General features: G+C 60.4%; 23 protein-coding genes. 6 read left to right on the plus strand and 17 right to left on the minus strand.

The annotated features are described in order from the left end of the window. Positions 1-11: 11 nt before the first annotated feature. The 8 genes from H8F23_RS24840 to H8F23_RS24875 all read right to left on the minus strand — a co-directional run bounded on the left by H8F23_RS24840 (position 12) and on the right by H8F23_RS24875 (position 7,292). Positions 12-227: a TOBE domain-containing protein gene (locus tag H8F23_RS24840; protein ID WP_003229256.1), complete on the minus strand. Its 216-nt coding sequence runs from the start codon at positions 225-227 to the stop codon at positions 12-14. 27 nt (positions 228-254) lie between these two features. Next, positions 255-1,061 (minus strand): aliphatic sulfonates ABC transporter ATP-binding protein, encoded by an 807-nt coding sequence (ssuB, locus tag H8F23_RS24845; RefSeq protein WP_007913838.1) that lies wholly within the window; start codon positions 1,059-1,061, stop codon positions 255-257. Beyond that, positions 1,058-1,840, minus strand: a complete 783-nt coding sequence (gene ssuC / locus H8F23_RS24850; protein WP_093429771.1) for an aliphatic sulfonate ABC transporter permease SsuC — start codon at positions 1,838-1,840, stop codon at positions 1,058-1,060. The genes ssuB and ssuC overlap by 4 nt, the downstream gene beginning before the upstream one ends. An 8-nt stretch (positions 1,841-1,848) precedes the next feature. Then, the gene (gene ssuD / locus H8F23_RS24855) at positions 1,849-2,997 is read right to left on the minus strand and encodes an FMNH2-dependent alkanesulfonate monooxygenase (RefSeq protein WP_018928626.1); all 1,149 of its coding nucleotides are present in this window, start codon (positions 2,995-2,997) and stop codon (positions 1,849-1,851) included. A gap of 25 nt (positions 2,998-3,022) precedes the next feature. Further along, positions 3,023-3,988 (minus strand): sulfonate ABC transporter substrate-binding protein, encoded by a 966-nt coding sequence (locus tag H8F23_RS24860; RefSeq protein WP_194936145.1) that lies wholly within the window; start codon positions 3,986-3,988, stop codon positions 3,023-3,025. A gap of 89 nt (positions 3,989-4,077) precedes the next feature. Beyond that, positions 4,078-4,671 (minus strand): NADPH-dependent FMN reductase, encoded by a 594-nt coding sequence (ssuE, locus tag H8F23_RS24865; RefSeq protein ID WP_034151973.1) that lies wholly within the window; start codon positions 4,669-4,671, stop codon positions 4,078-4,080. A 317-nt stretch (positions 4,672-4,988) separates the two neighbouring features. Continuing rightward, positions 4,989-5,627, minus strand: coding sequence for a peroxiredoxin (locus tag H8F23_RS24870; RefSeq protein WP_077574963.1), 639 nt, complete (start codon positions 5,625-5,627; stop codon positions 4,989-4,991). Positions 5,628-5,924: 297 nt separating this feature from the next. Then, positions 5,925-7,292 carry an OprD family porin gene (locus H8F23_RS24875; RefSeq protein ID WP_194936146.1) on the minus strand — a complete coding sequence of 456 codons (1,368 nt, stop codon included), beginning with the start codon at positions 7,290-7,292 and terminating at the stop codon, positions 5,925-5,927. A 418-nt stretch (positions 7,293-7,710) separates the two neighbouring features. On the opposite strand from H8F23_RS24875, the gene tauA reads away from it, so the two are divergent. Further along, the gene (gene tauA / locus H8F23_RS24880; protein ID WP_401046535.1) at positions 7,711-8,643 is read left to right on the plus strand and encodes a taurine ABC transporter substrate-binding protein; all 933 of its coding nucleotides are present in this window, start codon (positions 7,711-7,713) and stop codon (positions 8,641-8,643) included. Between the two features lie 131 nt (positions 8,644-8,774). Here the strand turns inward: tauA and argA are convergent, their stop codons facing one another. Continuing rightward, positions 8,775-10,076: an amino-acid N-acetyltransferase gene (argA, locus tag H8F23_RS24885; protein ID WP_194936147.1), complete on the minus strand. Its 1,302-nt coding sequence runs from the start codon at positions 10,074-10,076 to the stop codon at positions 8,775-8,777. A 238-nt stretch (positions 10,077-10,314) separates the two neighbouring features. Next, on the minus strand, positions 10,315-11,460 hold the full coding sequence (gene argE / locus H8F23_RS24890) for an acetylornithine deacetylase (RefSeq protein ID WP_194936148.1): 1,146 nt from the start codon (positions 11,458-11,460) through the stop codon (positions 10,315-10,317). Positions 11,461-11,616: 156 nt separating this feature from the next. Between argE and H8F23_RS24895 the strand changes: the two genes are divergently transcribed. Then, positions 11,617-12,987, plus strand: coding sequence for a CYTH domain-containing protein (locus H8F23_RS24895; protein ID WP_194936149.1), 1,371 nt, complete (start codon positions 11,617-11,619; stop codon positions 12,985-12,987). 88 nt (positions 12,988-13,075) lie between these two features. Here H8F23_RS24895 and H8F23_RS24900 read toward each other — a convergent pair whose 3' ends face one another. Further along, complete coding sequence (locus H8F23_RS24900; RefSeq protein ID WP_007913818.1) at positions 13,076-13,546, minus strand: Lrp/AsnC family transcriptional regulator; 471 nt, start codon at positions 13,544-13,546, stop codon at positions 13,076-13,078. 126 nt (positions 13,547-13,672) lie between these two features. Between H8F23_RS24900 and H8F23_RS24905 the strand changes: the two genes are divergently transcribed. The 3 genes from H8F23_RS24905 to H8F23_RS24915 all read left to right on the plus strand — a co-directional run bounded on the left by H8F23_RS24905 (position 13,673) and on the right by H8F23_RS24915 (position 16,275). Next, on the plus strand, positions 13,673-14,011 hold the full coding sequence (locus H8F23_RS24905; protein WP_194936150.1) for a hypothetical protein: 339 nt from the start codon (positions 13,673-13,675) through the stop codon (positions 14,009-14,011). Positions 14,012-14,103: 92 nt separating this feature from the next. Beyond that, positions 14,104-15,888, plus strand: coding sequence for a GspE/PulE family protein (locus H8F23_RS24910; protein ID WP_186620096.1), 1,785 nt, complete (start codon positions 14,104-14,106; stop codon positions 15,886-15,888). 66 nt (positions 15,889-15,954) lie between these two features. Further along, positions 15,955-16,275: a DUF2388 domain-containing protein gene (locus H8F23_RS24915; RefSeq protein WP_171057234.1), complete on the plus strand. Its 321-nt coding sequence runs from the start codon at positions 15,955-15,957 to the stop codon at positions 16,273-16,275. 187 nt (positions 16,276-16,462) lie between these two features. Here H8F23_RS24915 and gcvP read toward each other — a convergent pair whose 3' ends face one another. After that, entirely contained in the window at positions 16,463-19,336 is a 2,874-nt protein-coding gene (gcvP, locus tag H8F23_RS24920) for an aminomethyl-transferring glycine dehydrogenase (protein ID WP_194936151.1), read from the minus strand. 156 nt (positions 19,337-19,492) lie between these two features. On the opposite strand from gcvP, the gene H8F23_RS24925 reads away from it, so the two are divergent. Then, positions 19,493-20,632 (plus strand): DegT/DnrJ/EryC1/StrS family aminotransferase, encoded by a 1,140-nt coding sequence (locus H8F23_RS24925; RefSeq protein WP_194936152.1) that lies wholly within the window; start codon positions 19,493-19,495, stop codon positions 20,630-20,632. A 93-nt stretch (positions 20,633-20,725) separates the two neighbouring features. Here H8F23_RS24925 and gcvH read toward each other — a convergent pair whose 3' ends face one another. From gcvH to H8F23_RS24950, 5 genes are all read right to left on the minus strand, one after another. Further along, complete coding sequence (gcvH, locus tag H8F23_RS24930; RefSeq protein ID WP_194936153.1) at positions 20,726-21,109, minus strand: glycine cleavage system protein GcvH; 384 nt, start codon at positions 21,107-21,109, stop codon at positions 20,726-20,728. Positions 21,110-21,159: 50 nt separating this feature from the next. Then, positions 21,160-22,242, minus strand: coding sequence for a glycine cleavage system aminomethyltransferase GcvT (gene gcvT / locus H8F23_RS24935; RefSeq protein WP_116254279.1), 1,083 nt, complete (start codon positions 22,240-22,242; stop codon positions 21,160-21,162). A 156-nt stretch (positions 22,243-22,398) separates the two neighbouring features. Further along, complete coding sequence (locus H8F23_RS24940) at positions 22,399-24,015, minus strand: ABC transporter permease (RefSeq protein WP_194936154.1); 1,617 nt, start codon at positions 24,013-24,015, stop codon at positions 22,399-22,401. 246 nt (positions 24,016-24,261) lie between these two features. Further along, positions 24,262-25,266: an extracellular solute-binding protein gene (locus H8F23_RS24945; protein ID WP_016772637.1), complete on the minus strand. Its 1,005-nt coding sequence runs from the start codon at positions 25,264-25,266 to the stop codon at positions 24,262-24,264. A gap of 221 nt (positions 25,267-25,487) precedes the next feature. Further along, entirely contained in the window at positions 25,488-26,705 is a 1,218-nt protein-coding gene (locus H8F23_RS24950; RefSeq protein WP_194936173.1) for a 2-octaprenyl-3-methyl-6-methoxy-1,4-benzoquinol hydroxylase, read from the minus strand. Between the last annotated feature and the right edge of the window lie 8 nt (positions 26,706-26,713).

Consider the following 26,713-nt stretch of genomic DNA (forward strand, 5'->3'; position numbering starts at 1 on the left):
TACTCACCGGCTTACAACTTGGCGATCGACACCTCGGTGGATTTCACAAAGGCGATCACTTCGCTGCCGACCACCAGTTCCAGCTCTTTGACCGAGCGGGTGGTGATCACCGAAGTGACGATGCCCGAAGCGGTCTGCACGTCGATTTCCGACAGCACGTCGCCGAGGACGATTTCCTTGATCGAGCCTTTGAACTGGTTGCGGACGTTGATGGCTTTGATAGTCATGGCAATGATTCCTGTCGTTTGCTTGAGTTATTGAGCCCAACGCAGTTGCGTAGGCAGTGGTGAAACAGGTTCCGGCGCCGGCGGTTCGCCGGGCAGGGAGAGAACACGGTTAAGTACTTCGGTTTCCAGCGCTGCCAGTCTGTGCGAACCACGCACTCGCGGCCGCGGCAGTTCGACATGCAGATCGAGGCCGACTTCGCCGTCCTCGATCAGAATCACCCGGTCGGCAATCGCCACCGCTTCACTGACGTCGTGGGTCACCAGCAGCACGGTGAAGCCGTGTTGCTGCCAGAGACGTTCGATCAGTTGCTGCATTTCAATCCGGGTCAGCGCGTCCAGTGCGCCCAGCGGTTCGTCAAGCAACAGCAGACGCGGTTGATGGATCAGCGCACGGGCCAGCGCAACGCGCTGCTTTTGTCCGCCCGACAACGCTGCCGGCCATTCATTGGCGCGATCCGCCAGCCCCACCGCGTCCAGTGCTTCGAGAGCTTTCGGCCGCCAGTTGCCTTTAAGGCCCAAGCCGACGTTGTCGATGATCTTTTTCCACGGCAGCAGACGTGCTTCCTGGAACATCAGTCGAGTGTCTTCCCGCGCATCGCTGAGCGGCGCAGAACCGGCGAGCAAGTCGCCGCCAGTCGGTTGATCGAGCCCGGCGAGCAAGCGCAGCAAGGTACTTTTGCCACAGCCGCTGCGCCCGACCACGGCGACGAATTGCCCCGCCGGAATGTGCAGATCGATGTCACGCAACACCTGCCGCGCGCCGAAGGTTTTCTGCAGATTGCGCACCGCCAGCGGAATCCCGCGCAGCAGGCGTGGAGGTTGTTGAGCGGTCATGCTGCACCTCCTTTGGCAACCTGATAGGCCGGGTGCCAACGCAACCACACACGTTCAAGTCCACGAGCGGCGAGGTCGGCAAGCTTGCCGAGCACTGCGTAAAGCAGGATCGCCAGCACCACCACGTCGGTCTGCAAGAACTCGCGGGCATTCATCGCCAGATAGCCGATGCCCGAGCTGGCGGAAATGGTTTCGGCGACGATCAGCGTCAACCACATAAAGCCCAGCGCGAAGCGCACGCCGACCAGAATCGAAGGCAGCGCACCCGGCAGAATCACCTGCCAGAACAGGCTGAAACCGCTCAAGCCATAGCTGCGCGCCATCTCCACCAGCGCCGGGTCGACGTTGCGGATGCCGTGATAAGTGTTGAGGTAGATCGGGAACAGCGTGCCCAGCGCCACCAGAAAAATCTTCGCCGACTCGTCGATGCCGAACCACAGGATCACCAGCGGAATCAGCGCCAGGTGCGGCACGTTGCGGATCATCTGCACCGAGCTGTCGAGCAGGCGTTCGCCCCACTTCGACAGACCGGTGATGAAACCCAAGGCAAGACCGATGCTGCCGCCGATGGTGAAACCGAGCGCTGCACGCCAGCCACTGATGGCCAGGTGCGTCCAGATCTCGCCGCTGCGCACCAGGCTCACGCCGGCCTCGATCACCGCCACCGGTGCCGGCAGAATCCGTGTCGACAACCAACCCGCCGACACCGACAACTGCCACACCGCCAGCAACAACACCGGCAACGCCCATGGCGCGAGGCTGTGGATGATTTTCTTCATGGCGCGCCTCAGCTCTGCGACGCGGCTTTGGGAAGAATGTCGTTGGCGACCATCTCGCCGAACGGGCTGACATAACCGGCGCTTTTCGGCAGTTCCGGGCGCTCGATGTCGAGGTGCGGAAACAGCAGTTCAGCGACGCGATACGACTCTTCGAGGTGTGGATAACCGGAGAAGATAAAGGTGTCGATGCCGAGATCGGCGTATTCCTTCACGCGAGCGGCCACGGTCGGGCCATCGCCGACCAGCGCCGTCCCGGCACCGCCGCGCACCAGACCGACGCCGGCCCAGAGGTTCGGACTAACTTCGAGGTTGTCGCGACTGCCGCCGTGCAGGGCGGCCATGCGTTGCTGGCCGACCGAATCGAAACGCGCCAGCGAAGCCTGAGCGCGAGCGATGGTGTCGTCGTCCAGGTGTGAGATCAGCCGATCCGCCGCTTGCCACGCTTCAGCGTTGGTTTCGCGGACGATCACGTGCAGACGAATACCGAAGCGCACGGTGCGGCCGAGCTTGGCGGCTTTGGCGCGGACTTGAGCGATCTTCTCGGCGACGGCTGCTGGTGGCTCACCCCAGGTCAGGACCATTTCCACTTGTTCAGCAGCCAGATCCTGCGCCGCTTCCGACGAGCCACCGAAGTACAGCGGTGGACGCGGTTGCTGGATTGGCGGATAGAGCAACTTCGCGCCTTTCACGCTGATGTGCTGACCGTCGTAATCGACGGTTTCGCCTTCCAGCACACGACGCCAGATGCGGGTGAATTCCACCGAAGCCTGATAGCGTTCTTCGTGGCTGAGGAACAGACCGTCGCCAGCCAATTCTTCCGGATCACCGCCAGTCACCAGATTGAACAGCGCACGGCCGCCGGACAAACGATCAAGCGTGGCCGCCTGCCGCGCCGCGACCGTCGGGGAAATGATCCCGGGGCGCAGAGCCACGAGGAATTTCAAACGCTGGGTCACCGGGATCAGCGACGCTGCCACCAGCCACGAGTCTTCGCAGGAGCGGCCGGTGGGAATCAGCACACCGCCGAAACCCAGACGATCCGCCGCTTGCGCGACCTGTTGCAGATAACCGTGGTCGACGGCGCGAGCGCCTTCGGCGGTGCCAAGGTAATGGCCGTCGCCGTGGGTAGGCAGGAACCAGAAGATATTGAGGCTCATGGAGTGGTCTCCTTGGGGATTCGAATTACTGCGCTTTAGCCACAGCGGCCGGTGGTGTCCAGATCACATCCTTGATGCTCAATGGCTTGGGAATCAGCTTGAGCTGGAAGAACGTGTCGGCGATTTTCTGCTGCGCGGCGACCACTTCCGGGGTCAGGAACAACGCGCCGTAGCCCTGGCGTTTCACCGAGGTCAGGGTGATGTCCGCCGGCAGACCGAGCAGTGGCGCAACCTGTTGGGTCACGTCTTCAGGGTTGGCTTTGGACCACTCGCCGACTGCGCGCACTTCTTCCACGAGGGTCTTGATCACCTGAGGATTTTTCTCGGCGTAAGGCTTGGTCGCGAGGTAAAACTGGTGGTTGTCGACGATGCCTTTACCGTCGCGCAGGGTGTGCGCTTGCAGCTGTTTTTCAGCAGCAGCCTGGTATGGATCCCAGATGACCCAAGCGTCGACGCTGCCACGTTCGAACGCAGCGCGAGCATCGGCTGGCGGCAGGAAGACGGTTTGAATATCGGCGTACTTGAGACCGGCGTCTTCCAGTGCACGCACCAGCAGGTAGTGGACGTTGGAGCCTTTGTTCAGCGCAACTTTCTTGCCCTTGAGATCAGCCACCGATTTGATCGGCGAGTCTTTCGGCACAAGGATCGCTTCGCTGTTCGGCGCTGGTGGTTCATAAGCGACATAAAGCAAATCCGCGCCGGCAGCCTGGGCGAAGACTGGCGGGGTTTCGCCAGTGACACCGAAGTCGATCGAGCCGACGTTCAGGCCTTCCAGCAGCTGCGGGCCGCCGGGGAATTCAGTCCATTGCACGTCGACGCCTTGGGCGGCCAGACGTTTTTCCAGAGTGCCTTTGGCTTTGAGCAGCACCAGCGTGCCGTACTTCTGATAACCGATCCGAAGAGTCTCGGCTTGAGCTTGAGTGATGGCGCCGAAGGTGACAGCCGCAGCAAACAGAGCGACCAGACCACGACGCAAAAATACAGTGCGCATAGCGCTCTCCTTTTTGCTGTTGGGTTTTGGCTGCACCTGCTTGCCCGTTAGCGGGCGAGTAAGGCGAGTACTTCAAATTTCGATGAGGCTTAAATGCTCCAGCGAGCACTCAACAAACGTTCGTTCAACAGGCCCGGTTCCAGCGGTTTCGGTCGGCGCGCCATGGCGCCAACAAACTGATCCAGCGCTTCATGCAGCCGCTGCTCCAGCGCCGGAGCCAGTTGCGCCGCAGCACTGCCTTCGCCGTAAGCGATCTGGCTGTCCTCGGCGAAAATCCCCTGGAGCATTTCCTGGGCTTTCAGCGCCGACAACACAGGCTTGAGCGCGTAGTCGACCACCAGCATGTGGGCGATGCTGCCGCCGGTAGCCATCGGCAAAACAATCTTGTGGTTCAGGGCGCGCTCGGGCAGCAGATCCAGCAGCGTTTTCAACGCGCCGGAGAACGACGCTTTGTAAACCGGTGTGGCGATCAGCAGGCCGTCGGCGTTTTCAATCTGTTGCAGCAGGTCGAGCACCTTCGGGCTGTCGAAGCGGGCATGGAGCAAATCTTCGGCCGGGAAGTCCCGCACCTGATAACTCACCACTTCTACGCCTTGCTGCTGCAACCAACGTTGCGAGCGCTCCAGCAGCACCCCGGAACGGGAGCGCAAGCTGGGGCTGCCACCGAGTGAGACGACCAGCATCGAGACAATTCCTTAAGCGTTACAGGCGATTCGCGGGTTGCGATCTCGCTTCGATGGAGTGACCTTACCAGCTGATTTATATATCCATAAATCATATTTATTCATTTGGTTATGCGTTTTGGAGATATGCGAATCAGGTTATTCAAGATGAAAAAAAAGGCCGTCGAAACGGCCTGAAATTCCCTGCATCGTGGTTCCGTGCTGACTGGACTAGCGCTATCGCGAGCAGGCTCACTCCTACATTTGGAATGCGCTCCCCTGTAGGAGTGAGCCTGCTCGCGAAGGCGCCGGTAGCTACAACAAATATCTCACTGGATTCACTTATTCGGCTGCGGCGTCAGGCGCAGGTACGGTTTCACCGCGCGATAGCCCTTCGGAAAGCGCTGCTTGATCTCTTCCTCATCCTTGAGCGAAGGCACGATCACCACTTCTTCACCGTCCTGCCAGTTGGCCGGGGTGGCCACCTTGTAGTTGTCGGTGAGCTGCAGCGAATCGATCACCCGCAGAATCTCGTGGAAGTTGCGCCCGGTGCTCGCCGGATACGTGATGGTCAGACGAATCTTCTTGTTCGGATCGATCACGAACAGCGAGCGCACGGTCAGCGTGTCGTTGGCATTCGGGTGGATCAGGTCATACAGATCCGAGACCTTGCGATCAGCGTCCGCCAGGATCGGGAAGTTGACGATGGTGTTCTGGGTTTCGTTGATGTCTTCGATCCACTTGTGGTGCGAGTCCACCGGGTCGACCGACAGCGCGATGGCTTTGACGCCGCGTTTGCTGAACTCATCCTTGAGCTTGGCGGTGAAGCCCAACTCAGTGGTGCACACCGGGGTGAAATCCGCCGGATGGGAGAAAAGCACGCCCCAGCTATCGCCCAGCCATTCGTGGAAACGAATCTTGCCGGCGCTGGAATCCTGTTCGAAATCGGGGGCGATGTCGCCGAGTCTGAGGCTCATGGTGCTGCTCCTGATGAGTTGTTCGAGACCTCAACTGTAGCTCGGGATTTGCCATCGTGAAAAAGAATAAATAATCAGATATCTAGATCATAAGTGAATATTAAACATCTGTTCACTGGACGTTGGCAGGCATCCCGACGAACATCGGCCGCAAGGTTCGAGAAGGCCTTGAGTTGCTGTAAAGAGGGATGTTTCGGGGAGGGCTTACGGGGGTGAGCCTGACTCGAAAATGCAAAAGCCCCGTCCGGCGCGATGCCGGACGGGGCTTTTTTTACATCAACGAATCGAAACGCGCTATTACAGCAGCGGGATCGAGTAGCTGACGATCAGGCGGTTTTCATCCTGGTCACGCTGACCTGGGATGTCGTTGCGCCACATGGCGTTTTTCCACATCACGCCAACGTTTTTCAGCGGGCCTTCCGGTACGACATAACCGATGGTCAGGTCGCGTTCCCACTCGGAACGGCCGGTCGCGTTGGTGCTGACTTGGCGGTCGCCGACTTTACCGGTGGTGTCGATGTTATCGCCACGCAGGTAAACCACACCGGCGGTCAGGCCAGGTACGCCAACTTTGGCGAAGTCGTACGAGTAGCGAGCTTGCCAGGTACGCTCGCCAGCGCGGGCGAATTTGGCAATCTGCATGTCGGTAGTGATGTAAGCCGACGAGCCGTCACCCTGGTTCAGCCAAGGGAAGTCGCTGTTGCCGTTGCTGACCTGATAACCGCCACCGAAGGTGTGACCTTCAACGGTGTACAGGAACAAGCCGCTGTACAGGTTGTTGTCGACTTTACCTTTGGTGATGCCAGTGCCGTAGTCACCGGTGGTGTAGTAGGCAGGGTCGTTACCGTTGGCGCCATCGTCACGGCTGTTGAAGTAACGGAAGTCAGACTTCAATACACCCGGGCCGATTGCCCAGTTGTGTACCAGACCCAGGAAGTGCTGCTTGTAGTAATCCTGCAGATTGCCGTAGTAGTACTGGGCAGTCAGGTCTTTGGTGATTTTGTAGTCGCCACCACCGTAGATGAACTTGTTGCTGTCACGACCGGCAGCGGTGTGAGCGTTGGAGCCAGCAATCGACAACTCTTCGTTGTTGCTGGAGTTACGGCCCTTGGCGTGCTCGATTTGACCAGCAACCAGCGTCAGATCCTTGATCTCGCTCGAAGTGATCTGGCCACCCTGGAAGGTTTGCGGCAGCAGACGACCGTCGTTGGTCACGATGACCGGCAGTTTTGGCTGCAGGGTGCCGAGCTTCAGCTCGGTCTGGGAGATCTTGGCTTTGGCAGTCAGACCCAGGCTGGAGTAGTTGTCGACCGCTTCACCGTTGGACTTGCTCGGGAATACAGTGCCGCCATAGGAAGTCGACGTGGCACCGTTGGTGCCGCCACCGGAGTCCAGACGCACGCCCAGCAGGCCGATGGCATCGATACCGAAGCCTACGGTGCCTTGGGTGTAACCGGAGATGAAGCGCAGATCGAAGCCTTGGCCCCATTCTTCTTGCTTGTTCTGAGCCTTGGCAGCTTTGGTATCGCCATCACGGTTATCAGTGTTGATGTAGAAGTTACGCAGCCCCAAAGTAGCTTTGCTGTCTTCGATGAAACCGGCGGCGCCTGCCTGCTGCGCCATAACCCCTACGGCCACAGCCAGGGCCAAGGTGGACTTGTTCATGTAAAGCTCCTCTCGTTTCTAATTCTTGTGTTCCTGGCCCTGGGTCTGATGCCCCGGGTCCTAAGATGCGCGATTAGCGCCAGACCGTGACTGACAAGTCAATCGTAACCTTGTGTGTCTACGACCAAGGTCTAATCGCAGTGATTTGGTCCGTGCAGAGTAAAGATTTCCTGATAAACCCAAAAAGAATTTATTCATTCTTTTTCATACCATTTCGGAATATGGCCAGTATCGTGCCACCTCCGCCGGGAAACAGCGTATCGGCGACTAAGCTCATTCCTAAATGGTATTTGTTAGCCTTTTTTTATATCGATTAGCTTTGGCGCAACCCCGAATCGTCAAACCCTATCGAAAAGGCGACGCCATGATGGCCAAACGCGCACTATCTAGTCAATTTGTTACAGTTTGTGTGTCGGCGATGATTAGTTTTTCCGCCCACGCCGCCAACCTCACGGTCGGCTATCAAACCGGTATCGACCCGAGCAAAGTTCCCCAGGCCGACGGCGTCTACGAGAAAACCATCGGCGAGAAAATCGACTGGCGCCGCTTCAACAGCGGCCCGGAAGTTGTGACAGCCATTGCTTCCGGTGACGTGCAGATCGGCAACCTCGGTTCCAGCCCATTGGCCGCTGCCGCTTCGCGCAATCTGCCGATTGTGGCGTTCATCGTCTCGGCGCAGATCAATGCCGCCGAGGCCTTGGTGGTGCGCAATGGCAGCGGTATCAACACGCCGCAGGATCTGGTCGGCAAGACCATCGCTACGCCCTTCGTTTCCACCTCCCACTACAGCCTGCTCGGCGCACTCAAGCATTGGGGGCTGGATAGTTCGAAAGTCAAAGTGGTGAACCTGCAACCAGCAGAGATCGCAGCGGCGTGGAAACGTGGCGATATCGATGGCGCATTTGTCTGGTCGCCGGCGCTGGGGGAAATCCGCAAGACCGGCAAGACCCTGACCGATGCCGCGCAGGTTGGTCAGTGGGGCGCGCCAACCTTCGAGGTTTGGGTCGCGCGCAAGGATTTTGCTGAGAAGCATCCTGAGGTTGTCGCGAAGTTCGCCAAGGTTACGCTGGATTCATTTGCCGATTATGCAGCGCATAAAGACAGCTGGACGGCTGACTCGGTGCCGGTACAGAAAATCGCCAAACTGACCGGTGCCAATGCCGCCGATGTGCCGGAATTGCTCGCAGGTTCAGCGTTCCCGGATGCCAAGGCGCAGCAAACCACGGCGCTGCTGGATGGCGGCACGGCGAAGGCGATTGGCGAGACGGCGAAGTTTTTGAAGGAACAGGGCAAGGTCGAGACAGTGCTGCCGGACTACTCGCCGTATGTCAGCGCGAAGTTTGTGCAGTAACGCATAACCCAATGTAGGAGCTGCCGAAGGCTGCGATCTTTTGATTTTGGTCTCAAAAACAAGATCAAAAGATCGCAGCCTTCGGCAGCTCCTACACAGGTCCCATTCAGCCCCCGCACCGGGGCTTTTTCTTAAAGGGTCTTTTCGAAGATCTTCGAATTACGCTGAAAGTTGTACAGCGAAGCCCGCGCCGCTGGCAGGCGTTCAACGCTGCTCGGCTCGAACCCGCGCTCACGGAACCAGTGCGCGGTGCGCGTGGTGAGGACGAACAAGGTCTTCAAACCCTGCGCCCGCGCCCGGGTTTCGATGCGCTCCAGCAGTTCATCGCCGCGACCGCCATGACGGTACTCCGGATTCACCGCCAGGCACGCCAGCTCACCGGCATCGGAATCGGCAATCTGATACAGCGCCGCGCAGGCGATGATCATGCCTTCACGCTCGACCACGCTGAACTGCTCGATCTCACGCTCCAGCACTTCGCGCGAACGACGCACCAGAATCCCCTGCTCTTCCAGCGGGCTGATCAAGTCGAGCAAACCGCCGACGTCTTCAATCGCAGCCTCACGCACCAGTTCGAATTGCTCTTGCGCAACCAGCGTACCGCCACCGTCACGGGTGAACAGCTCGGTCAGCAGCGCGCCGTCCTCGGCGTAACTGACGATATGGCTGCGCGCCACGCCGCCACGGCAAGCCTCGGCAGCGGCATCCAGCAGTTCCGCCTGATAATTGCTGTTGCCCAAACGCTGTAAATGCGCCGGCACTTGCTGTGGACGCAACTCACGCACCAGTTTGCCGTTCTCGTCGATCAGACCGAGATCAGCACCGAACAGCAGCAGCTTGTCAGCGCCAAGGTCGATAGCGGCGCGGGTGGCGACGTCTTCGCAGGCGAGGTTGAAGATTTCACCGGTCGGCGAGTAGCCCAACGGCGACAGCAACACGATCGAACGCTCGTCGAGCAGGCGATTGATGCCCTTGCGGTCGACCCGGCGCACTTCGCCGGTGTGGTGATAGTCGACGCCTTCCAGCACACCGATCGGCCGCGCGGTAACGAGGTTGCCGCTGGCCACGCGCAGACGCGAGCCCTGCATCGGCGACGACGCCATGTCCATCGACAAACGTGCTTCGATGGCGATGCGCAATTGGCCGACCGCATCGATTACACACTCCAGGGTTGCGGCATCGGTGATGCGCATGCCGTGGTGGTAATGCGGGGTCAGGCCACGAGCGGCGAGGCGGGTTTCAATCTGCGGGCGCGAACCGTGCACCAGCACCAAGCGCACGCCGAGGCTGTGCAGCAGGACGATGTCGTGGACGATGTTGCCGAAATTGGGATGCTCCACGCCGTCGCCAGGCAGCATGACGACGAAGGTGCAGTCGCGGTGGGCATTGATGTAAGGAGACGCGTGACGAAGCCAATTGACGTATTCGGGCATGAACCTGGGCCTGTAATAAATAGCAGCCGAAAAAGGGGCGAAACGGAAAACGCACAGCGGGCTGATGGTTATCGTCGGAACAGGCTTGGCGACACGCGCGCTCTCCTCATGAATACGGGTTGGGTAACCGCTAATTTAACGGCTTGCCCCTGTAGGAGCTGCCGCAGGCTGCGATCTTTTGATCTTCAAAACAAAATCAAAAGATCGCAGCCTTCGGCAGCTCCTACAAGGGATGCGTTCAATTCTTCAGGCAGTAATGTTCAATCAGTTGCCGTAATAGATGCACGGTAGGCTGCAAACGTGACATTTCGAGGTACTCGCCGGGCTGATGCGCACAGGCAATGTCGCCGGGGCCGAGCACAATGGTTTCGCAACCAAGGCGCTGAAGATAAGGTGCTTCGGTGCCAAACGCTACTGCTTCGGCGCTGTGGCCGGTGAGCTTTTCAGCAATGCGCACCAGTTCAGCGTCTTCGGCCTGCTCGAACGACGGCACTTCCGGAAACAAGGGTTTGTAGTCGATCTTCACCTGGTGGCGTTCGGCGACCGGGTTGAGCTTGCGCAGAATCTCCGCGCGCAGGACTTTCGGGTCCATGCCCGGCAATGGCCGCAGGTCGAATTCCAGCGAACACTGGCCGCAGATACGGTTGGGATTGTCGCCGCCGTGGATGCAGCCGAAGTTCATCGTCGGTTGCGGCACGCTGAACTGCGGATTGTTGAATTCGCGCTGCCACAGCAGGCGCAGGCCGCGCAGTTCGCCGATCGCATCGTGCATCGCTTCGAGAGCGCTGTGGCCCAGACGCGGATCCGACGAATGGCCGCTCTGCCCGAGAATGTCGATGCGCTCCATCATGATGCCTTTGTGCATGCGGATCGGTTTAAGCCCGGTCGGCTCGCCGATCACCGCCGCGCGGCCGATCGGACGCCCGGCCTCGGCCAGTGCGCGGGCACCGGACATCGAGCTCTCTTCATCGCAAGTGGCGAGGATCAGCAGCGGCTGCTTGAACGGCTGCTCAAGCAGTGGTTGCACCGCTTCAATGATCAACGCGAAGAAGCCCTTCATGTCGCAACTGCCCAAGCCGACCCAACGGCCATCGACTTCAGTCAGCTTCAGCGGATCGGTCTGCCACAACGCATCGTCGTACGGCACCGTGTCGCTGTGCCCGGCCAGCACCAGCCCGCCGGGGCCGCTGCCGAAACTGGCGAGCAGGTTGAATTTGCCGGGGCTGACCTGCTGGATATCGCAGTTGAAACCCAGATCCCCCAGCCAGCCGGCGAGCAAATCGATCACCGCGCGGTTGGACTGATCGAGGTTCGGTTGGGTACAGCTGACCGATGGCGCGGCGATCAGCGCAGCGAACTGGTCTTGCATGGACGGCAAAGGCATCGCTGACTCCAACTCCCGATTTGAAGTCCATCATAGAACCATCCGGCGTCAGGAATAAACCGCCGCAGGGCGTAGGACGAATCAGTCCTGTACACTGCACGGCCTTGGCAGCCACACATTCCCCCGGCTGCGCTCCCGATCCTGGATTTTCCGGCCATGCAGAAAGAAACCGAAATCAAACTCCGCGTCAGCCGCGAAACCCTCGCCGCCCTGCGCGAGCACCCGCTACTGAAAAAACGCAACAAAAGTGGCTGGGAACGCCGTGAGTTGATGAACCAGTACTTCGACACCCCTGAGCGCGATCTGGCACAGGCCAAAGTCGCCCTGCGCCTGCGCAAGGACGGTGACGAAGTGATTCAGACCCTCAAGACCCGTGGCCAGAGCGTCGCCGGTCTGTCCGAGCGCAATGAATACGACTGGAAGTTGCCGAAAGCCAAACTCGACGTGAAGAAACTCGACGGCGAATGCTGGCCCGAGTCGCTGGCCGAGCTGGACAAGAAAACCCTCAAGCCGATCTTCACCACCGACTTCGTCCGCGAGCGCGCCGAAATCGCTTGGGGCCGTGGCAAGACCAAAGTGGTCATCGAAGCCGCGCTGGATCTCGGCCACGTTGTGGTCGGCAAACAGAAAGAAGAAATCTGCGAGCTGGAACTGGAACTGCGCGAAGGCGAGCCTGCCGCGCTGCTGGAACTGGCGGCCGAACTGGCTGAAACCCTGGCGCTGATGCCGTGCGATATCAGCAAGGCTGAACGCGGCTATCGTCTGTACGACGCCAACAGCTATTCGCTGAGCCTGCCGGCGCCGGAGCTGACCCCGGAAACCCAACTCGACGACGCCTTCGCCGCGCTGAGCTGGCATTTGCTCGGCAGCAGCCAGCGTCTGGCTGAACAGTATCGCTTCAACGGCCACTGGCGCCTGTTGCTCGACTGGGTCGAGAACCTCGCGGAAATGCGCGCCCTGCTCAGCAGCCTCGGCCAGGCCGCGCCGCGTCAGTCGACTCACGATTTGCGTGTGGCGCTGGATGCGTTGCTGGAAGACTGGCGTCCGCTGGTGCAGGCCGGTATCGAAGACGAAGACGTGCGCAAAGCCGCGCCGGAGCAGTTCCTTGAAGAACTCGAAGACCCGCGCTGGGGCATGTTCTCGCTGACCACGTCACGCTGGTTGCTGGCTCGTACCTGGACCGCCGAGCGTAACGTGCGTGGCAATCGTCAGGGCGGTGCGCAGTTGCACAGTTGGTTGCCGCGTCTGCTGGGCGAAGAAGCCACGGCTCTGCAACTGCAGCGTTATCAGCAGCAGCCAGAAGATCTGGCTGAGCAACTGCCGCGTATCGAGCGCATTCAGGTCTGGCTGCACCACGCGCGCAACGTGCTGGAAATCCCGGAAATGGATCGCTTGTACGGCGAACTGAATAAACTGGCGCAACTGGCCAACGAGCCGACGATCACTGACGAACTGCTCGACGCGCGCAAGCAACAGGCGATTGCGGTTTACCAGAATCGCGCGTGGAAAATGCTCCTGCGCATGTGATACCGCTAAAAGATCGCAGCCTTCGGTAGCTCCTACAGGGTGTACACCCGCCCCATGTAGGAGCTGCCGCAGGCTGCGATCTTTTGCTTTATCGCAAGACAGGCAAACTCGTGGTGGACTTGATCTCCGACAACGCCACAATCGAATTCACTTCCTGAATCCCCGGCACCAGCGACAGCTTCTCGAAAAAGAATCGCTCATACGCCTCGATGTCCGCCGCAACAATCCGCAGCAAAAAATCCACCGCACCCATCAGCACATAACACTCCAGCACCTCCGGAAAGCCGCGAATCGCTTCGGTGAACTCAGTGAAGTTCGAACGCCCGTGGGCGTTGAGTTTGATCTCGGCAAAGATCTGCGTATTCAGGCCGATCTTTTTGCGATCAAGCAAGGTCACCTGGCCACGAATGATGCCCTCCTCCTTCATCCGCTGAATCCGCCGCCAGCACGGCGATTGCGACAGGCCGACCTGCTCGGCGATCTGCGCACTCGACAGTGAGGCGTCCTCTTGCAGGAGGGCGAGAATCTTGCGGTCGTAGCTGTCCAGCTCACTGTGCATAGAAAAACCCCTAATCGAACATATTACGAATTGATTCTTTCGATCAATCGTCAATAACGACGATCATAGCCAAGAAATACCCGGCGTCGAATGTAAAAATTCCTCCAGAGATTTTGGAGACTCGCCATGCCACACCTCGAAGCCGTGACCACCTCGCCTACCCGCGCCGACGTCTGGAACGTCAGCAACGCCCATTGCCTGGCGCAGTATCAGATCCTCGCCGAGGCCGAGCCGGATCTGCTGGTGCGGGTGCTCAACCTGTTCGCACTGCAGTTCCTCACGCCCGAGCAGGTCAATGTGCAGCGCATGGATGATCTGCTGTCGATCGACCTGGTCATGGGTGGCCTCAGTTGGCATCGCGCGCAAGTGATCGCGGAAAAACTTCGTAACCTGATCAGCGTCTGCTCGGTCAATCTGCAAAACGCCAACAGTGCTTGGGATGCCCCCGCGCAAGCCGCTGGCTGACAAATCCGGCAACGGCTTCATCGGGTAGTGGCCCAACGGTCTGCGGGGCCGCGACTATCCTTTTGCGCACTGTCGCTCAAAAGGAAGCCCGCATGTCCGTTCAACTTGCCACTCAGGACCGCTGGCTGGAACTCAACGAGGTGCTGCGTGAACTGGTCGCCCAAGGCTTTATCGGCCAGGACGCGGCCGAGCAGGCGCTGAATGCCCGTCGTCGCCACGCCGTCCATGGCCAGATGCATCCACTGGAATTCATCGCCAGCCAGCAACTGGACGACCTCAGCCGTCCGGGCAAACACCTCGACCTGGAAAGCCTGACCCTGTGGCTGGCGCAACAGGCCGGCCAGCCGTACTTGCGTATTGACCCGTTGAAGATCAACGTCGCCGCGATCACGCCGTTGATGTCCTATGCCTTTGCACAACGGCACAAGATTCTCGCCGTGGCGGTCGACCGCGATTCGGTGACCGTGGCCAGTGCCCAGCCTTATGTCACCGGCTGGGAGGCCGATCTCACCCACGTATTGAAGCTGCCGATCAAACGGGTGGTGGCCAACCCGGCGGATATCCAGCGCTTCAGTGTCGAGTTCTTCCGCTTGGCCAAATCGGTCAGCGGCGCCAGCAATGCCGATCAGCAGAGCGGTAACCTCGGCAACTTCGAACAGCTGCTCAACCTCGGCGCCAGCGATCAGGAGCCGGATGCCAACGATGCGCACATCGTCAACATCGTCGATTGGCTGTTCCAGTACGCCTTCCAGCAGCGCGCCAGCGATATCCACATCGAGCCTCGGCGTGAACACGGCACGGTGCGCTTTCGCATCGACGGCGTGCTGCACAACGTCTATCAATTCCCGCCGCAGGTGACCATGGCGATTGTCAGTCGTTTGAAAAGCCTCGGGCGGATGAATGTCGCCGAGAAGCGCAAACCCCAGGACGGCCGGGTCAAGACCAAGACCCCGGACGGCGGTGAAGTCGAACTGCGCCTTTCGACCCTGCCTACAGCGTTCGGCGAAAAGATGGTCATGCGGATTTTCGACCCGGAAGTGCTGCTCAAGGATTTCGACCAGTTGGGCTTCAGCGCCGATGACCTGCGCCGCTGGCAGGACATGACCCGCCAGCCCAACGGCATCATTCTGGTCACCGGGCCGACCGGTTCAGGCAAGACCACCACGCTGTACACCACACTGAAAAAACTGGCGACGCCGGAGGTCAACCTGTGCACCATCGAAGACCCGATCGAGATGGTCGAGCCGGCGTTCAACCAGATGCAGGTGCAGCACAACATCGACTTGAGCTTCGCCGCCGGGGTGCGTGCGCTGATGCGGCAGGACCCGGACATCATCATGATCGGCGAGATCCGTGACCTGGAAACCGCTGAAATGGCGATTCAGGCGGCGCTCACCGGGCACCTGGTCTTGTCGACGCTGCACACCAATGACGCCCCCAGCGCAATCAGCCGCCTGCTCGAGCTCGGCGTGCCGCACTACCTGATCAAAGCCACCGTGCTCGGCGTCATGGCCCAGCGTCTGGTGCGCACCCTGTGCCCCCACTGCAAAGCGCCGCTAACGCTGGAAGAAGAGGATTGGCAAACCCTGACCCGCCCGTGGCAAGCGCCGCTACCGGGCAACGCACAACGCGCCATCGGTTGCGTGGAATGCCGCGATACCGGCTATCGAGGCCGCGCCGGGGTCTACGAAATCATGCAACTGAGCGACAGCCTCAAGGCGTTCATCACCCCGGACGCCGACCTCACCGCGATTCGCCGGCAGGCATTCAAGGAAGGCATGCGCAGTTTGCGGCTGTCCGGGGCACAGAAAGTCGCGGCGGGGCTGACGACGGTGGAAGAAGTGCTGCGGGTGACGCCGCAAAGCGAGCAGAAATAAGCCGCCACGGAACCGGATCGGGGAAATGGCGATCCAAGGCCCTAGTTAACCCCCAGGAGTCATCTCATCATGCGTCTCAAACTTGCTGTCGCCACTCTGGCCTTGCTATCCCTTCCCGTTGGTTCGGCCATGGCGGACAGCTTTTGGCGTAACGTCATCTCGTCCGGTGCCACTACCGGTTCGACCTACCTGACCTTCAAGGATCACAAGCTGATCATCGCCGCGCAGGACGATGCCGGCAGCTTCGTTGCCAGTGATGGCGGCATTCGCGGGCCGTATCTGGAAGCGGCGATGCAGAAAGTCCGCGCCGACAATCCAGGCCTGCAGGCGACCGATATGGAATTGGCGAATGCGATCCTGGCGAAAAACGCCGTGGCTTCGGAGTAAGCCTTTCGCACACCAAGATGCCGCTCAACAGAGCGGCATTTTTTTGCCCGGATTTCAGACTTACCACAATCCCTTGTAGGAGTGAGCCTGCTCGCGATAGCGGTGAATCAGTCACCGGAGAATTTGCCTGATACACCGCTATCGCGAGCAGGCTCACTCCTACAGGGGAACTGTGTGAACCTACATGTCAGCGGTAATCATCCACCGGGACGCAGGCGCAGAACAGGTTTCGGTCACCGTAAACGTTATCCACTCGATTCACCGCCGGCCAATACTTGTGTGCCTTGGTGTGCGCATCCGGGGTGATGCCCTGCTCGATGCTGTACGGCCGTTCCCACACCCCGGTGACATCCGCCAGGGTATGCGGCGCCCGTTTCAACGGGTTGTCCTCGGCCGGCCAGTTGCCGTTTTGCACTTCGGTGATTTCTGCACGAATGCTCAGCATCGCACCGATAAAACGATCCAGTTCAGCTTTGGATTCACTCTCGGTCGGCTCGACCATCAATGTGCCTGGCACCGGGAAGGACATGGTCGGCGCATGGAAGCCGTAATCCATCAGGCGCTTGGCGACGTCTTCTTCGCTGATCCCGGTCAGCGCCTTCAAGGGCCGCAAATCCAGAATGCATTCGTGTGCCACTCGCCCGTTGCGCCCGGTGTACAACACCGGGAACGCGCCGGATAAATGCTGCGCCAGATAGTTCGCCGCCAGAATCGCCACCTCGCTGGCGTCCGCCAATTGCGGCCCCATCATGGCGATGTACATCCAACTGATCGGCAGAATGCTCGCGCTGCCCCAGGGCGCCGCGCTGACCGCGCCGTTCTGCGCCAGTGGCCCGTCGATCGGCACCACTGGATGATTGGCGACGAACGGCGCCAGATGCGCACGAATACCGATCGGCCCCATGCCCGGGCCGCCACCGCCGTGTGGGATGCAGAAGGTCTTGTGCAAATTCATGTGCGACACGTCGGCGCCAATGTCCGCCGGCCGCGCCAGCCCGACCTGCGCATTGAGGTTGGCGCCGTCCATGTACACCTGACCGCCGTGTTTGTGGATAACTTCGCAGATCTCGCTGATGCCCTCCTCGTACACACCATGGGTCGACGGATAAGTCGCCATCAGGCACGACAACTTATCCCCAGCCTCGGCGGCTTTCGCTTGCAGATCCTCAAGATCGACGTTGCCCGCTTCATCGCACTCGACGATTACCACACGCATCCCGGCCATTTGCGCCGAAGCCGGGTTGGTGCCATGGGCCGAGGACGGAATCAGGCAGATCTCCCGCGCTCCCTGCTGACGGCTCTCGTGGTATTTGCGGATCGCCAGCAGCCCGGCGTACTCGCCCTGAGCGCCAGAGTTGGGCTGCATGCAGATCGCATCGAACCCGGTGATTGCGCACAACCAGCGCTCCAGCTCCGCGATCATCAGCGTATAACCGACCGCCTGCTCACGCGGCACGAACGGATGCAGGTTGGCGAATTGCGGCCAGGTAATCGGGATCATTTCGCTGGTGGCGTTGAGTTTCATGGTGCAGGAGCCCAGCGGGATCATCGACTGATTGAGCGCCAGATCCTTGCTTTCCAGTTGTTTGAGATAGCGCAGCATCTCGGTTTCGCTGTGATGGGCGTTGAACACCGGGTGGCGCAAGTACGGTGTGTTGCGCTGGAGGTTGTCGGGGATGCCCGAACTTAGGGGCTCCGCGTCAAGTTCATCGACGTTCAACCCATGATCGGCGCCAAGCAGGACATCGAACAGCTTGGCCACGGTACTCTCATCGCAGGTCTCATCGAGACTCAGCCCGACCCGACCGCGCCCGAGAATCCGCAGATTGATCTGTGCGGCTTGAGCGCTTTCGATGATCGCCGTTTGCGCACCGCCGACGTCCAGCGTCAGTGTGTCGAAGAACTGCGCATTGACCCGACTGATTCCTTTGCGCTCAAGCCCTGCGGCCAGAATGCAGGTCAGCCGATGCACGCGCTGGGCGATATGTTTCAGGCCTTCCGGCCCGTGATACACCGCGTAGAAGCTGGCGATGTTGGCCAGCAACACCTGAGCCGTGCAGATGTTCGAGTTGGCCTTCTCGCGGCGGATATGTTGTTCGCGCGTTTGCAACGCCATGCGCAACGCAACGTTGCCCCGGGCATCTTTCGACACGCCGATGATCCGCCCCGGAATCGCCCGTTTGTATTCCTCGCGACTGGCAAAGAACGCCGCGTGCGGGCCGCCATAACCCATCGGCACACCGAAACGTTGCGATGAGCCGAACACCACATCGGCGCCCAACTCACCCGGCGGCGTCAGCAACAGCAAACTCAGCAGGTCCGTGGCGACGCAGGCCAGCGCTTGCTGCGCATGCAAATGGTCGATCAGCGGGCGCAGGTCACGCACCTCGCCATGGGTGTCGGGATATTGCAGCAGCGCACCGAACACTTGGTGCTGTTTGAGATTATCCACAGCATCGACGATCAATTCGAAGCCGAAACCTTCGGCGCGGGTCTGCACCACCGAAATGGTTTGTGGATGACAGTTCTCATCAATGAAGAACAGATGGCTCTTCGATTTGGCTACGCGTTTGGCCAACGCCATGGCTTCCGCCGCCGCCGTGGCCTCATCGAGCAAAGACGCGTTGGCCAGTTCCAGACCGGTGAGGTCGATGGTCAGTTGCTGGAAGTTCAGCAACGCTTCGAGCCGGCCCTGGGCGATCTCCGGTTGATACGGGGTGTACGCGGTGTACCAGCCGGGATTTTCCAGGACGTTGCGCAAGATGACCGTGGGCGTGAGGGTGCCGTGATAGCCCATGCCGATCAGGCTGGTCCAGACCTGATTCTGCTCGGCGTAACCGCGCAGTCTGGCCAGCGCCGCTTGTTCGTCGAGGGCCGGCGGCAGATCCAGTGCGCGGTTAAGGCGGATGGCCGGCGGTACAGTCTGTTCGATCAGTTCGACCCGGCTGCCGAGGCCGAGGCTGTCGAGCATCGCCTGTTGTTCGGCAGCATCGGGGCCGAGGTGACGGCGCAAAAAAGCGTCGGGGTCGCGTAACTGGCTCAGGGACGGCAACTGGGACATGACGGGCTCTCTCTTGGCTGGCGCTCGGCGTCAATGCAACACGGTCAAACCAGCATAGCAGTCGATATCGTCGCGCACGGCTTGGCGGCCGAGGGCGTTCCGGGCCATGCTGTGGCGCCTGCGTCAGGCGTTCAACTCGCGGATGATCAAAGCCTCATGAGCACACTGCCGTTTCTGCCGTTTTCCAAACCTGTCATCGACGAGGCGACGATTGCCGCTGTGGGCGAAGTCTTGCGCTCCGGCTGGATCACCAGCGGGCCGAAGGTTCAGGCCTTCGAAGCACAGTTGTCGGAATATTTTGGCGGGCGCCCGGTGCGCACCTTCAATTCCGGTACCTGCACCATGGAAATCGCCTTGCGCATCGCCGGCATCGGGCCCGGAGACGAAGTGATTACCACGCCGATTTCCTGGGTGGCCACAGCCAACGTGATCCTTGAAGTCGGCGCCACACCCGTGTTTGCCGACATCGATCCGCAGACCCGCAATATCGACCTGGACCAACTGGAAGCGGCCATTACCCCACGCACCAAAGCAGTGATTCCGGTGTACCTCGCCGGTCTGCCCGTAGACATGGATCGCCTGTACGCCATCGCGCGCAAACACAATCTGCGCATCGTCGAAGACGCCGCCCAAGCGCTGGGCTCGAGCTGGAACGGCCAGCGCATCGGCGCCACCGGTGACTTCGTGTCGTTCAGTTTTCAGGCGAACAAGAACGTCACTTGCGCCGAGGGGGGTTGTCTGGTGCTGAACACACCTGAGGAAGCGCGGCTAGCGGAGAAGTACCGCTTGCAGGGCGTAACCCGCAACGGTTTCGATGGCCTGGACGTCGATGTGCTGGGCGGCAAGTTCAACATGACTGATGTTGCGGCCACCATCGGTCTTGGGCAGTTCGCGCATATCCAGAGCCTGACCGCTCATCGACGCGAACTGGCTCGCCATTACTTCAGATGTTTTGGTGATGACTTCGAAGCCGTTTATGGCGCACAACTCCCGCCGGCGGACTTCAGCAACAGCAACTGGCACCTGTTCCAACTGGTACTGCCGGAGCGCAAGGACGGCTTGCCTGCGCGGGCGACGTTCATGGAGCAGATGCAGGCGCATGGTATCGGCATCGGCTATCACTATCCGCCGATTCACTTGCTGAGTTTGTACCGCGAGCGCGGTTTCAAAGAGGGGATGTTGCCGGTGGCCGAGCGTGTCGGTCGGCTGATCGTGTCACTGCCGATGTTCACTGCGATGAGCAAAGAGGATGTCGAGCGTTCGGTAGCGGCCGTAAAAGCAGTCCTGCAGCCATAACCATCCTGTAGGAGCCGCCGAAGGCTGCGATCTTTTGATTTTGTCTTTGAAGATCAAAAGATCGCAACCTTCGGCAGCTCCTACACGGAAGCGTTATTCGCCGATGGCAGCCTTGTAGGCAGCAGCGTCGAGCAGCTTGTCCAGCTCAGCCTTGTCGCTTGGCTTGATCTTGAAGATCCACGCGCCGTACGGGTCAGAGTTCAGCAGTTCAGGCGAACCGCCCAGTTCTTCATTGATGGCAATCACTTCACCGCCAATCGGGGCGTAGATGTCGGAAGCGGCTTTCACCGACTCAACCACACCGGATTGATCACCGGCAGTGAAGACCTTGCCCACTTCAGTCAACTCGACGAACACCACATCGCCCAGCGCTTCCTGCGCGTGATCGCTGATGCCCACGGTGACGGTGCCGTCGGCTTCCAGACGTGCCCATTCATGACTTTCGGCAAAACGCAGTTCAGCGGGAATATTGCTCATCTTCGGTGTCCTCAGGAATTGGGTCAGCGGTCATGCCCGCCGGAAAAAGGTTAGATCAAAGTTTTGCCATGGCGTACGAAGGTCGGTTTGACCACCCGTACCGGGTACCACTTGCCACGGATTTCCACTTCGGCGCGGTCGGCGGTTGCCATCGGAACGCGCGCCAGGGCAATCGATTTGCTCAGCGTAGGAGAGAAACTACCACTGGTGATCTCCCCTTCGCCAACATCGGCGATGCGAACCACTTGATGAGCGCGCAAAACACCACGTTCTTCCAGGACCAGACCAACCAGTTTGTGCGCAATGCCGGCAGCTTTTTCCGCCTCCAGCGCAGCACGGCCGATGAATTGGCGGGTGGCCGGTTCCCAGGCAATGCTCCAGGCCATGTTCGAGGCCAGTGGCGAAACGTCTTGGTGAATGTCCTGACCGTAGAGGTTCATCCCGGCTTCAACCCGCAGGGTATCGCGGGCACCGAGGCCGATCGGGGAAATGCCGGCACCGACCAGATCGTTGAAGAACCCCGGCGCCTGATTGGCCGGCAGGCAGATTTCCAGCCCATCTTCACCGGTATAACCGGTACGCGCGATGAACCAGTCACCGTCGGTATAGCCTTCGAAGGGTTTGAGGTGCTGGATCAGTGTGGCGCGAGACTGGGTCACCAGTTCGGCAATCTTGTGCCGGGCCTGTGGGCCTTGGATGGCGAGCATCGCCAGCTCGGAGCGCTCGTGCAGTTGCACGTCGTAATCGCCGCGCTGCGCGTTCATCCAGGCCAGATCCTGATCGCGGGTCGAAGCGTTGAACACCAGTCGATAAGCGTCGTCGAGGCGGTAGACGATCATGTCATCGACGATGCCGCCACGCTCGTTGAGCATGGTGCTGTACAACGCACGGCCAGGGCGGTGCAGGCGGTCGACATCATTGGCGAGCAAATGCTGCAGCCAGGCCTTGGCCTGGGTGCCGGTGACATCGATCACGGTCATGTGGGAAACATCGAACACCCCGCAATCGCGGCGCACTTCGTGATGCTCCTCGACCTGCGAGCCGTAATGCAGTGGCATGTCCCAACCGCCAAAATCGACCATCTTCGCGCCGAGGGCGAGATGCAGGTCATACAGAGGCGTACGCTGTCCCATGGGTTTCTCCTTCCGGGCGTGGCGAAGGTGCGGACAGCCGCTGTACGGGATGAAAGCCGCGAAATAGAAGGCTTTCAGCCGATTTCAGCGAACGGGTCTGTCAGACGAACCGCACCGAATGCCGCGCATTGTAGCCGCATGATTCAGGACTGACGACTAAGTGTTTCGGTGCGCCGAGCGGCGGATCAGTCCGATGACCGGCAATAGACCGACCAGAACCAGGGTCAGCGCTGGCAAAGACGCCCTCGCCCATTCACCTTCACTGGTCATTTCAAAGATCCGCACCGCCAGCGTGTCCCAGCCAAACGGGCGCATCAGCAGGGTCGCGGGCATTTCCTTGAGCACATCGACGAACACCAGCAGTGCCGCGCTCAGCGCGCCGGGCAGCAACAGCGGCAGATACACTTTGAAAAACAGTCGCGGCCCACTGACACCCAGGCTACGTGCTGCTTCGGGCAAAGAGGGCCGTATACGCGCCAGACTGCTTTCCAGCGGCCCGTACGCCACCGCAATAAAACGCACCAGATAGGCCATCAGCAACGCCGCCAGACTGCCAAGCAGCAGCGGTTTGCCCGCGCCGCCGAGCCAACCGGAGAGTGGAATCACCAGCTCGCGATCCAGGTAACTGAACGCCAGCATGATCGACACCGCCAGCACCGAACCCGGCAAGGCGTAACCGAGATTGGCCAGGCCAACGCCGGAGTTGATCGCGGGCGTCGGCGCCAGTCGCCGAGCGAAGGCCAGCAGCAACGCGACGCTTACGGTAATCAGCGCCGCCATGCCGCCCAGATACAAGGTGTGCAGGATCAGCCCGGCGTAGCGCTCGTCCAGATCGAAACGGCCGCGCTGCCAGAACCAGACGATCAGTTGCAGCAGCGGAATGACGAAGGCGCAGGCGAACACCAGTGCGCACCAGCTCGTCGCCGCGAACGCCTTGAGCCCGCGCAAGTGATACAGGGCTTTCACCCGTGGCCGCTCGTTGCTCGCCCGATTGGCGCCACGCGCGCGACGTTCGCCGTAGAGCACCAGCATCACCACCAGCAGCAACAGACTGGCCAGCTGCGCCGCACTCGACAGGCTGAAGAAGCCGTACCAGGTCTTGTAGATGGCGGTGGTGAAGGTGTCGAAGTTGAACACCGAGACCGCGCCGAAATCGGCCAGGGTTTCCATCAGTGCCAATGCCACGCCGGCGCCAATGGCCGGACGCGCCATCGGCAACGCCACACGCCAGAACGCTTGCCACGGCGATTGACCAAGCACCCGCGCCGCTTCCATCAGGCCTTTGCCCTGAGCGAGGAATGCGGTGCGCGCCAACAGGTAAACGTAGGGATAAAAGACCAGCACCAGCACGATGATCACCCCGCCGGTGGAGCGCACGCGCGGCAGCCGCAGGCCGCTGCCGAACCATTCGCGCAGCAGGCTCTGTACGGGACCGGCGAAGTCGAGCAGGCCGACGAAAACGAACGCCAGCACGTACGCGGGGATGGCGAATGGCAGCATCAGCGCCCAGTCGAGCCAGCGCCGACCAGGGAATTCGCAGAGGCTGGTGAGCCAGGCGAGGCTGACACCCAGCAGCGTCACACCGACACCGACGCCAACGACCAGCGTCAGGGTATTTCCCAGCAGGCGCGGCATCTGGGTTTGCCACAGGTGCGACCAGATTTGCTGATCGATGGTCTGCCAGGAGAGCAGCAGAACGCTCAGGGGCAACAGCACCAGCGCGGCGATGGTGAAGACGATGGGGTACCAGCGGCGTTGGGCGGGGTGGGCCACTTTTGGGTCTCTGGGGGGATTGGGGGTGTTCTTGAGATTAAGGTTTCAGGTTGAGATTGTTGCCCTCTCCCTAGCCCTCTCCCGGAGGGAGAGGGGACTGACCGAGGTGCTCATGCAAGCTACATCGACTTGAGAAATCGAGTCGAACTCAGGTTTCGAAAACACTACAAGTCGGCTCCCTCTCCCTCCGGGAGAGAGCTGGGGTGAGGGAGCGATCTTGAAGGATGAACAGTTATACGAAAAGACTCAGTTCCAACCCGCCCGATCCATCATCCGGATCGCTTCAGCCTGACGCTTGCCCGCCACTTCCACCGGCAAGGTATCAGCGATGAACTTGCCCCACGCCGCCACTTCTTCCGAAGGTGCCACCGCCGGGTTGGCCGGGAATTCCTGGTTCACGTCAGCAAAAATCTTCTGCGCTTCAGGGGTGGTCATCCACTCGACCAAAGCCTTGGCCGCTTCCGGGTGCGGCGCATGCTTGGTCAGGCCGATGCCCGACAGGTTCACGTGCACGCCACGATCGGCCTGATTCGGCCAGAACAGTTTCACCGGCAGTTCCGGCTTCTGCTTGTGCAGGCGGCCATAGTAGTAAGTGTTGACGATGCCGACATCGCATTGCCCGGCGTTGATCGCTTCGAGCACCGCGACATCATCGGAGAACACGTCGGTGGAGAGGTTGTTGACCCAGCCCTTGAGGATCTTTTCGGTTTTCTCGGCGCCATGGACTTCGATCATGGTCGCGGTCAGCGACTGGTTGTAGACCTTCTTCGCCGTACGCAGGCACAGGCGCCCTTCCCAGTTCTTGTCGGCCAGTGCTTCGTAGGTGGTCAGCTCGCCCGGCTTCACCCGTTCGGTGGAGTAGGCGATGGTCCGCGCGCGCAGGCTCAGGCCGGTCCAGGCGTGAGTGGACGAGCGATATTGCAGTGGAATGTTGGCGTCGATGGTTTTCGAGGTGAACGGCTGGAGGATGCCCATCTGCTCGGCCTGCCAGAGGTTGCCGGCGTCAACGGTCAGCAGCAGGTCGGCGGTGGCGTTCTCACCTTCGGCCTTGATGCGCTGCATCAGCGGCGCTTCCTTGTCGGTGATGAACTTGATTTTCACCCCGGTCTTGGCGGTGTAGGCATCGAAGACCGGTTTGATCAGCTCATCGATGCGCGACGAGTAAACCACCACCTCATCAGCGGCCTGGGCCGTTGTGCTGCCGATCAGGGTCAGGGCCAGTGCGGTCAGAAGACGCTTGGGTGCCAACATGGGAGTGGTCTCTCGGTCGGAAAATGTGGGCCAAATGATAAGGACTCACATTTACCACCTCAATCGAACTCTTTTTGAAGGAGTTACCAGATGTTGCACAGCTTGAAAATTGTGGTGCCTGGATAGGCGCCATCGCGAGCAGGCTCACTCCTACATTTGAAATGCGTTCCCCTGTAGGAGTGAGCCTGCTCGCGATGAGGCCATCAGCAGCAACGAAAAGATCAGGGCTTGGCCAGCGCCGGAAGATCCCCGGTCAGCCCGAGTGCCTCTCGCACAAACAGCGCCTTCGCCTCCGGCATCTGCTCCACCAGCTTCAACCCTGCATTCCTTAACCAACGCACCGGCAACGGATCAGCCTGAAACAACCGCTCAAACCCTTCCATCGCCGCCATCAACGCCAGGTTATGCGGCATGCGCCGACGCTCGTAACGACTCAGCACTTTGACATCGGCCAGACGCTCACCGCGTTCCGCCGCCTGCAACAGCACCTCCGCCAACACCGCCGCATCAAGGAAACCCAGGTTCACACCCTGCCCCGCCAACGGGTGAATGGTGTGCGCCGCATCGCCGATCAGCGCCAGCCCTTCGGCCACATAGCGCTTGGCATGGCGCTGACGCAGCGGCACGCACAGTCGCGGATCGGCACTGACGACTGTGCCGAGGCGACCTTCAAAGGCGCGCTCCAGCTCTCGGCAGAACGCCGCTTCATCCAGCGTCATCAAGCGCTCGGCTTCGCTCGGCGTGGTCGACCAGACGATCGAACACCAATCCTGCTGCCCGTCACGCTCAAGCGGCAGAAACGCCAATGGCCCGTGATCGGTAAAGCGCTGCCACGCGGTCATCTGGTGCGACTTGCTGCTGCGCACGCTGGTGACGATCGCGTGGTGCATGTAATCCCACTCGCGCGTGGCCACCCCGGTGAGGCGGCGAACGGCCGAGTTGGCACCGTCAGCGGCAATCACCAATGGCGCGCGCAACTGACGACCGTCAGCCAGCGTCAGCAACCAGCCATCGCCCGAGCGGCGCATCTGTTCCAGCCGCGCATTAGCGAGCATGCCCAGATCGCAATCGTGCAAACGGTCGAGCAAGGCGTCCTGCACCACACGGTTTTCGACGATATGACCCAGCACCTCGGCGTGCACACTGCTCGCCGAGAAATGGATCTGCCCGGTGCCGCTGCCGTCCCAGACGTGCATGTCGGTGTACGGGCTGCTGCGGCGCTTGGCGATGCCGTCCCACACGCCGAGGCGTTCGAGGATGCGTTGGCTGGCTGCCGACAGCGCGCTCACACGCGGTTCAAATGCCGCGTCGGCATCGAACGGCTTGACGCTCAGCGGGCTGCCATCGAGCAGCAGGACTTCCAGCCCGCTGTCCTGCAACGCCAACGCCAGGGCGCTGCCGACCATTCCGGCTCCGACAATCAGCAGATCTGCGCGCATTTCCATGC

Origin of the sequence: Pseudomonas neuropathica, from assembly GCF_015461835.1 — a bacterium.
GTDB classification, from domain to species: Bacteria; Pseudomonadota; Gammaproteobacteria; order Pseudomonadales; family Pseudomonadaceae; genus Aquipseudomonas; species Aquipseudomonas neuropathica.